The organism is Leptolyngbya sp. FACHB-36, assembly GCF_014695955.1.
GTDB lineage: Bacteria > Cyanobacteriota > Cyanobacteriia > Leptolyngbyales > Leptolyngbyaceae > FACHB-36.
Map to the genome: position 1 here is coordinate 1 of NZ_JACJPG010000547.1, position 6,568 is coordinate 6,568.

Here is a 6,568-nt window from a genome sequence, read left to right on the forward strand (position 1 = left end):
AGCCCTACCACGTGTGGAACCGGACGCGGTGTGTAGCCTACAAGTGATTGTCCTTTGTATGCCAGTGAAGTGCTTGCCCCTGAATCCAGCATCACTGCGTCTCGAAATCCGGCTTTTGCTAGAGCAATTCCTAAATCGACGGAGCCGATCGGCTCGACTGAAACGCCAATTTTGGGTTTTCCTGCTCGATCAATGCCCCAAAATGCCCGATGCCGCAGTTCATTGACGCTGTACAGGCGACCAAAGCGCTCCAACGGTTGCGGCTGCCCATTCTCCACTAGCCATCCCGCTGCCACAAACGCATCAGTGACATCGGGCATTTCTGCCTGAAGCCCTTCTAATGCATTGTGCGTTTTGTGGTTAAACGGAACGAACCGAACGTGATTTTCGCCGATTAGAACCAGCGGACGAGCCTCCAGGAAAGGGATTTCGCCGCGCTTGCCAGGAATAAAGTTCCCGTGGCTTTGGCTCAAGATAGGTCCCAACATCGCGTTTGAGTCAAGAAACTCCAGGTTAAAAAAGCCACCGTCCACCGCGGCGATCGCCGTTGTCCCCGCCAGAATCTCTGGCACTTGAGCACGGGTTTTGGCATGAATCGTAGTCGGTTTTCCGCCGGAGATGAACACGAATGGTGTGCCATCGATCGTCGCGTCAAATCTGCGAATTGGCGCAGCAAAGTCGAATCCTGGATTCCAAGACGGTAATGTTGGACCACCGGAGGCAACGTCAAGCATTTCCTCCAGCCGCGACTGCCCAATCCGCCCAATGGCAAGCAAGCTTTTGGACTGACCCGCTAGCTGCTCTTCCTCATCGTTCATGGTTAGCGCGGCGAGGTAGCCTGCGGCTTCAACAGCATTCGTAGCGCTAGCGTCGTATTTGCCTTCCGGGTACGTGAAGTAGCGAATGGGCATCCCCAACTGCTGCTCCAAAATTCGCTTTGACTCTTGAGTTTCAGTTTGAAGCTGGCGATCGGACAGTCCTGACATCACCTTATGGGTAATGCTGTGGGAAGCGATTGTCACTAATGGATCGGCAGCCATCTCCCGCAGTTGCGCCCACGTCAGGCTCGATCGTCCCAGCTTCTTGTCAACTTTCGCTGTGTAGATCGAGAAAACCGCTGGGTAGTTGTACTTTTTAAGAAGCGGGTAGACGTGGGTGTAATGCCCTTCGTAGCCGTCGTCAAACGTCAGCAGAATTGGCTTTTCTGGCAGCGGTAAGCCCGTCCGTAGATGGGTCACGAGCTGGTCCATGCTGATGGGCGTTAGTCCCTTCTGGCGAATCATCTCCAGATGGCGCTCAAACTCCTCAGGCGTTACATCAAAGAACACCTGCTTCTCCGGCAGAATGTCGTGGTACATCATCACGGGCACTTTTGCCTGCCGTGCCTGTGCATTGATTTGTGGAAACGGGCTGGGATTGAGGTAGGCAAGCACCTGTGGCGCTACACTGCTCAGCAGTGCGCCCACACCCACAGCAGGCTGCTCCACCCAATTGGCGGTTCGTGACAGGCTGCTAACGAACTGAGTAACGTCAGAAGACCGAGCGGATGAAACCGCTGAGCACTCCGGTTGAACTGGAAGGGATGGATCGCTGGGTTCCGGCGCGAACGGACTTTGTGCCCATGCCCACGGTACTGCAAGAGTTGAGACTGGCAGAAGCGCGGCAACTAACGAGGTAAGTAGGGAGACGCATTGCTGAGGGCGATCGATCAAACGTCGGGAACGGGTAGTACGCTTCCGCAGCATAGGCATAGGTTCTGAGTGAAGGGGTAATGAATACTAAAATTCCCCATGATAGGTTTACCCTATTCCTGGGCGTTTGTCAGGTATGTCTTGTGACGCATTGGCGATTGTGAAGCGAACTCTAAAGATGTAATAAACCCTGGCTCCTGTGGCGCCACAAATGGCGTTCCGCCTGTAGGGAGATGCAACTTCAGTCTCGCATACTTTATTTCTTAATCGTGAAGGACGAAGTTTAAACAAAAAAAGCCCCTTTAAGGGGCTGTTGCTCAGTTATGGTGATTTGACTCTAGGACAGTTTAATCCTCATGCACTGAGACCGAAAAAGCTGTATCAGCGATTGCTTCCAGAGAGAAAAATCGCCATCTTTCTAGTGTTTCATCCAATTAGTCAGTTTCATTTAGCCATTTCCTGACATTAGCCGGGGTGAGAGGTAGACGATCGATACAGCGAGGACTCATACACCACCTGCTCTTGATGCGTCTCTAGCATGCAGTCGGATAGAGGAACTGCAACACAGGTAACGGTGTAGCCTGCCTCTAGCTCAGCGGAGCTTAGGAACGTCTGCTCGCTCTGATCGACGCTGCCCTCGACCAGCCGAGCAATACAGGCAGAGCAAGTTCCCTGCTTGCAGCCAGACGGCAGTCGAATGCCCAAGTCCTCTGCAATATCGAGAATGTACTCGCCATCGGGAACGGCGATCGTGCAGTCAAGACCGCTCGGTACATGCAGTAGGCGGACTTGGTAAACCGTCATCGTTGTTTTCCTTAAAATTCATGTCCCAAATTCACCAAGGGCAGGCGTTAGTGGCACAGTAGGAAGCGGACTATGTTAAAGATTTTTACCAGGCTTCAATCAACCAGTTAGATCCTAACTGTAGGGGGAACCTTGAATGCAGAAGCAATCCGCGCAGATGCGTTAACCTTCTAGTTCTGCGAGTTTCTCTGTGAATAGCACAGCGCTCTACGGTATTCAACCAGTGTTTCTATCAACTGTTCTTTGTATTTGACGTTGTAAAGCGAATCTTATGGTGATTGCAACCCCTCAATCCAACTCCAATCAGCCGAAAAACCCTAGAAAACATAATCACTATGGGTTTCGAGACTTCTTCCAGTTCGACGCAGCCAAAGGCACGATCGTGGACTGGAACGGTAGCCAGAATGTATTAGCAACCGAAGACTTTATTATCGGTTTGGTCGAAGGGTTAGAGGAAGAAGTTGGCGATGCGTCTGCTGCCACAATGTACACGATCGGGTGTGAGTGGGGACAGCGGGACGCCTTTTTCTTCGAGAAGTGGTTTGAGAAGGAATTCGATCGCAGCATGCGGCAAACGAACCTGATGTTTTTGCTTGAAACCTGGTGGTGGCCCTTTACCTCCCAGGGTTGGGGACGCTGGGAGATCGATATGGGCGATCGCAAGCAAGGCTTTATGTTCATCAATATTTTCGACTCGGCGGTTGCGCGGACGCTGGGCGATGTTGGTAAGCCCGTGTGCTATCTCTACGCCGGATTGTTTGCGGGCTTCTTCACCGAAATGGTCAAAAAGCAGCTTAGCTGCATTGAGATCCAGTGCTATTCGATGGGCGAAACCTACTGCAAGTTTCTGCTCGGTGGTCAAGACCGTATTGATGCTGCCTCGTTCTGGCTCAATGAAGGAGCGACTGCCAGAGACATTGAGAAGCGTCTACGCACCGGAGATGTGCTGCGATGATACAGCTTCACACAAATGGCTCTCAGTCTTCTGCCTCAAATCCCTGGCTGCAACAGTCTGTGCAAGTCTTTTTCTCAGCTATCAACTGGGAAGACCATCCGCCAGAGGTTCAGGAGATCAAACGGACCTCTCTGCACGACAGCACGGCGTCTCTGAGTTTGTCTCTAAGCGTGTGTCAGTTTTTTGCCGCGATCGACTGGGACGACGTGGCGATCGCGGCTCCGGCAGCCGTTGCCGAGTCGCCTGCTTCGCCATCGGCAAATACTTTGACGCTAGATGATTTTTCCGACCTGTTTTAGGTTGTCCCTCCACACTTTTGCTACTTCGTTCTATTTGAGCTGATTGAAACCATGCATCCACCCATTCAAGCCATTTTTGATGATGCCGAAAACCGCTACCTCAAATCAGAAGAGCTAACCGTGCTGAATCAGTACGTTCAGTCTTTACCGAGCCGCTTAGAAATGTATCGTCTAGTGCGCGACCAAGAGATTGAGTGGGTGCAGCAGGTGGCAGACCAGCTACAGGCTGAGATGCCCCAGGAGCCAGTTGAAAACCTGGAGCGGAGCCTGCGGAATGCGCTTCTTGTGCTACGGTGCTGCACGATGGGGATGCTGTTGAATGATGAGTCATTTGTAGAGAAGCGATTGTTCAGCTGGTTCAGTGCGACGAACAGCGTTTACAACACGCGATCGATCGACGTCGCACTGTATCGTCTGCTCAACCAGACCTTGTCTCAGGTACTAGCGCCGAATCAACTGGATCTGCTGAGTCCGTTGCTTAACCAAGCACAAGCGCTGTTGCTTCAGGAAGAGACGCTTCCTGTCTCGGTCCTCAGCTACTAGCATCAGCCCTTGGTTTTTTGCCTTGTCGCTCACCCATCCAGCTAAATCCCTTCTTAACTAGTTGCCTTATGATTTCCGTCGCTGATCTTCTGACTAACAATCGCGTCCCTGGAAACTACTTCGCCACAGACACCTACGTTCGCGGCGATCTGGAAATTGGCATTTTAGAGAATCGTCGGGGCGATCGACTCATTGCACTGCCTGATACCCTGATTCAAGGCATTTACGCAGGTCTGGATAAAGAGACTGGGCAAGCAGCACGACTGGTGCTGTTTAACTGTGGGCGCTGGTGGGGCAAAAACTTCTACACGCGCTTTCGTGAAGAGCTTACAGAATATTACGGAACGTCGTTGGCAGATATGGCAATGGTGGAATTCCTCCAGTGCTTGCAGCAGTGCTGGATTACCTACGGTTGGGGAAAACTGGAACTCGATCAGTCCTACCAAAGCCGGGGCTTTCTAATCATTAAGACCTGGAATTCCCCATTTGCAACGCGATCGCTCAAAGGCGATCTGCCAGTATGCTCTCTGGAGGCAGGGGTGTTGTGCTCGTTCTTCAGTCAGCTAACCGGGCGAGAGCTTCATTCCGTCCAAACAAGCTGCGAGTCGTTGGGAGCAGACTGTAATCGATTCGTGTTGGGGCTAACGAAGCGATTGAAACCTGCGGAACTCCTCGTTGAGAATGGCATGGAGCATGACGCCATCATGCAGCAGCTTTGCGGCTAAAGTGTTCTAATAGGCTTGATACTGCGTGTCACAACCGCTTGTAAAAGAGCTATGGCGCTCCAACTACCGGGTCCTGGGACTGGTTGGACAGGGACAATTTGGTCGGGTGTTCTGCGCAAGCCACCGCAGGACGGGTCGCCTTGTTGCGCTAAAAGAACTTGATCGCCAGCGGTTTCCCACTCATCAGTTTCTACGCGAACTGCGATTTTTGCTGAGCTTGCAGCATCCGAATATCGTCAACTGTCAGGCGATGGAGCACACGCCCACCGGACGCTATCTCATCTTGGACTACTGCGAGGGCGGTACGCTCCGAAACTTGATGAACGATGAGATGCGGCTGCATCCAGCCCAGTGTCTCAAGCTCGTGATGGATGTACTGCTAGGGTTGGATCACGCTCACAGCCGAGGAATTGTTCACTGCGACGTCAAGCCCGAAAATGTTTTGCTTACGCTTCAGTCGGATGGCTGGAGGGCACATATCTCGGACTTTGGAATTGCTCAGCTGAGCCAAGACTTTGACCAACGGAGCGGCAGCAACACGGGTTCACCCGCCTACATGGCTCCGGAGCGGTTCTATGGACAGTACTCGTACAGCTCTGATCTATATGCCGTTGGAATTTTGCTGTTTGAGCTGCTACAGGGGCATCGTCCGTTCGCAGGTACGCCGATCGAGCTGATGTCGGCGCATCTAAACCAGCCCATCAGCCTGCCGGAAACGATTCCTCTACCGCTGCAAGCTATTTTGGTCACAGCGCTGCAAAAGCTGCCAGCAAGGCGATTTCGGTCTGCGATCGAGATGCAAACAGCCGTTCAAGCTGTGTCAGAGGCGTTGTATCCGAGCACAGGAGTGGAGATCGAAGCACTTCTACAACCCGTCGCAGCGTTGCCAAGCTGCCCGTTTCACAGTGTTCATCAGGAAAACTTAGACGCGGCAATTCAACAGCTTGTAGTAACTTCCTGCTCACCAATGAGCCAGTCGATATCATCGACGATTGCGGGCGATTGCGTTTATTCGTCGGCAAGCCGCTGCCTCACCGCGCAGGTCTATCCGCAGGGATTGTTGAACAACGAATCGTCTGCTGTAGCCCCTGCGTCCACTTCAAGGCTATGCCTACCGGAATCCATTCAAGAGCTGATAGCCCGCCCGCAGGGATGCTTTATGCTGACGCAGCATTCCATACATTGCGCGACGATCGAGGGCACAACGATCGGAACGCCCAGCACGCTTAACCACTCTGTCAAGCTTATAGCGACGTTTCGCCGAAGTTTCATAGCGGCGATTGAGACACAGGGACGCTGGATGGCAGCGATGGCGTTAGAACCCGACGACAATCGTCGCACGCTTAGCATCTGGAGGTTAGGCCGACAACAGTCTACTGCGGTAACGGTTCATCTGCCTGCCAGCCATGTATTTCAGCTTCTGGCGCTAGATTCCCGCTATATTGCAGCGTTTTCTCATACGGTGAATCAGCATGCCCGAATTTCCGGTGTTTTTCTGGAGTTGTTTACTCGACGAGGAAACGCGGTTGGGTCGCTGAACTTGCCAACTCC

General features: G+C 52.5%; 7 protein-coding genes. 5 read left to right on the top strand and 2 right to left on the bottom strand.

All coding sequences use genetic code 11. The features are described 5' to 3' along the window. Positions 1-1,751: polysaccharide deacetylase family protein (locus H6F43_RS15665; RefSeq protein WP_206754577.1), on the bottom strand; the 1,751-nt coding region annotated here is incomplete at its 3' end. Between the two features lie 405 nt (positions 1,752-2,156). Then, positions 2,157-2,495, bottom strand: a complete 339-nt coding sequence (locus H6F43_RS15670) for a 2Fe-2S iron-sulfur cluster-binding protein (RefSeq protein ID WP_190343657.1) — start codon at positions 2,493-2,495, stop codon at positions 2,157-2,159. A 271-nt stretch (positions 2,496-2,766) separates the two neighbouring features. On the opposite strand from H6F43_RS15670, the gene H6F43_RS15675 reads away from it, so the two are divergent. From H6F43_RS15675 to H6F43_RS15695, 5 genes are all read left to right on the top strand, one after another. After that, entirely contained in the window at positions 2,767-3,450 is a 684-nt protein-coding gene (locus H6F43_RS15675; protein ID WP_190343658.1) for a V4R domain-containing protein, read from the top strand. Continuing rightward, positions 3,447-3,749 carry a hypothetical protein gene (locus H6F43_RS15680; RefSeq protein ID WP_190343659.1) on the top strand — a complete coding sequence of 101 codons (303 nt, stop codon included), beginning with the start codon at positions 3,447-3,449 and terminating at the stop codon, positions 3,747-3,749. Before H6F43_RS15675 ends, H6F43_RS15680 begins: the two co-directional genes overlap by 4 nt. A gap of 51 nt (positions 3,750-3,800) precedes the next feature. Continuing rightward, entirely contained in the window at positions 3,801-4,292 is a 492-nt protein-coding gene (locus H6F43_RS15685; protein ID WP_190343660.1) for a hypothetical protein, read from the top strand. A gap of 68 nt (positions 4,293-4,360) precedes the next feature. Further along, on the top strand, positions 4,361-5,017 hold the full coding sequence (locus tag H6F43_RS15690; RefSeq protein ID WP_190343661.1) for a V4R domain-containing protein: 657 nt from the start codon (positions 4,361-4,363) through the stop codon (positions 5,015-5,017). A 25-nt stretch (positions 5,018-5,042) separates the two neighbouring features. Then, on the top strand, positions 5,043-6,568 hold a 1,526-nt coding region (locus H6F43_RS15695), incomplete at its 3' end, for a protein kinase (protein ID WP_190343662.1).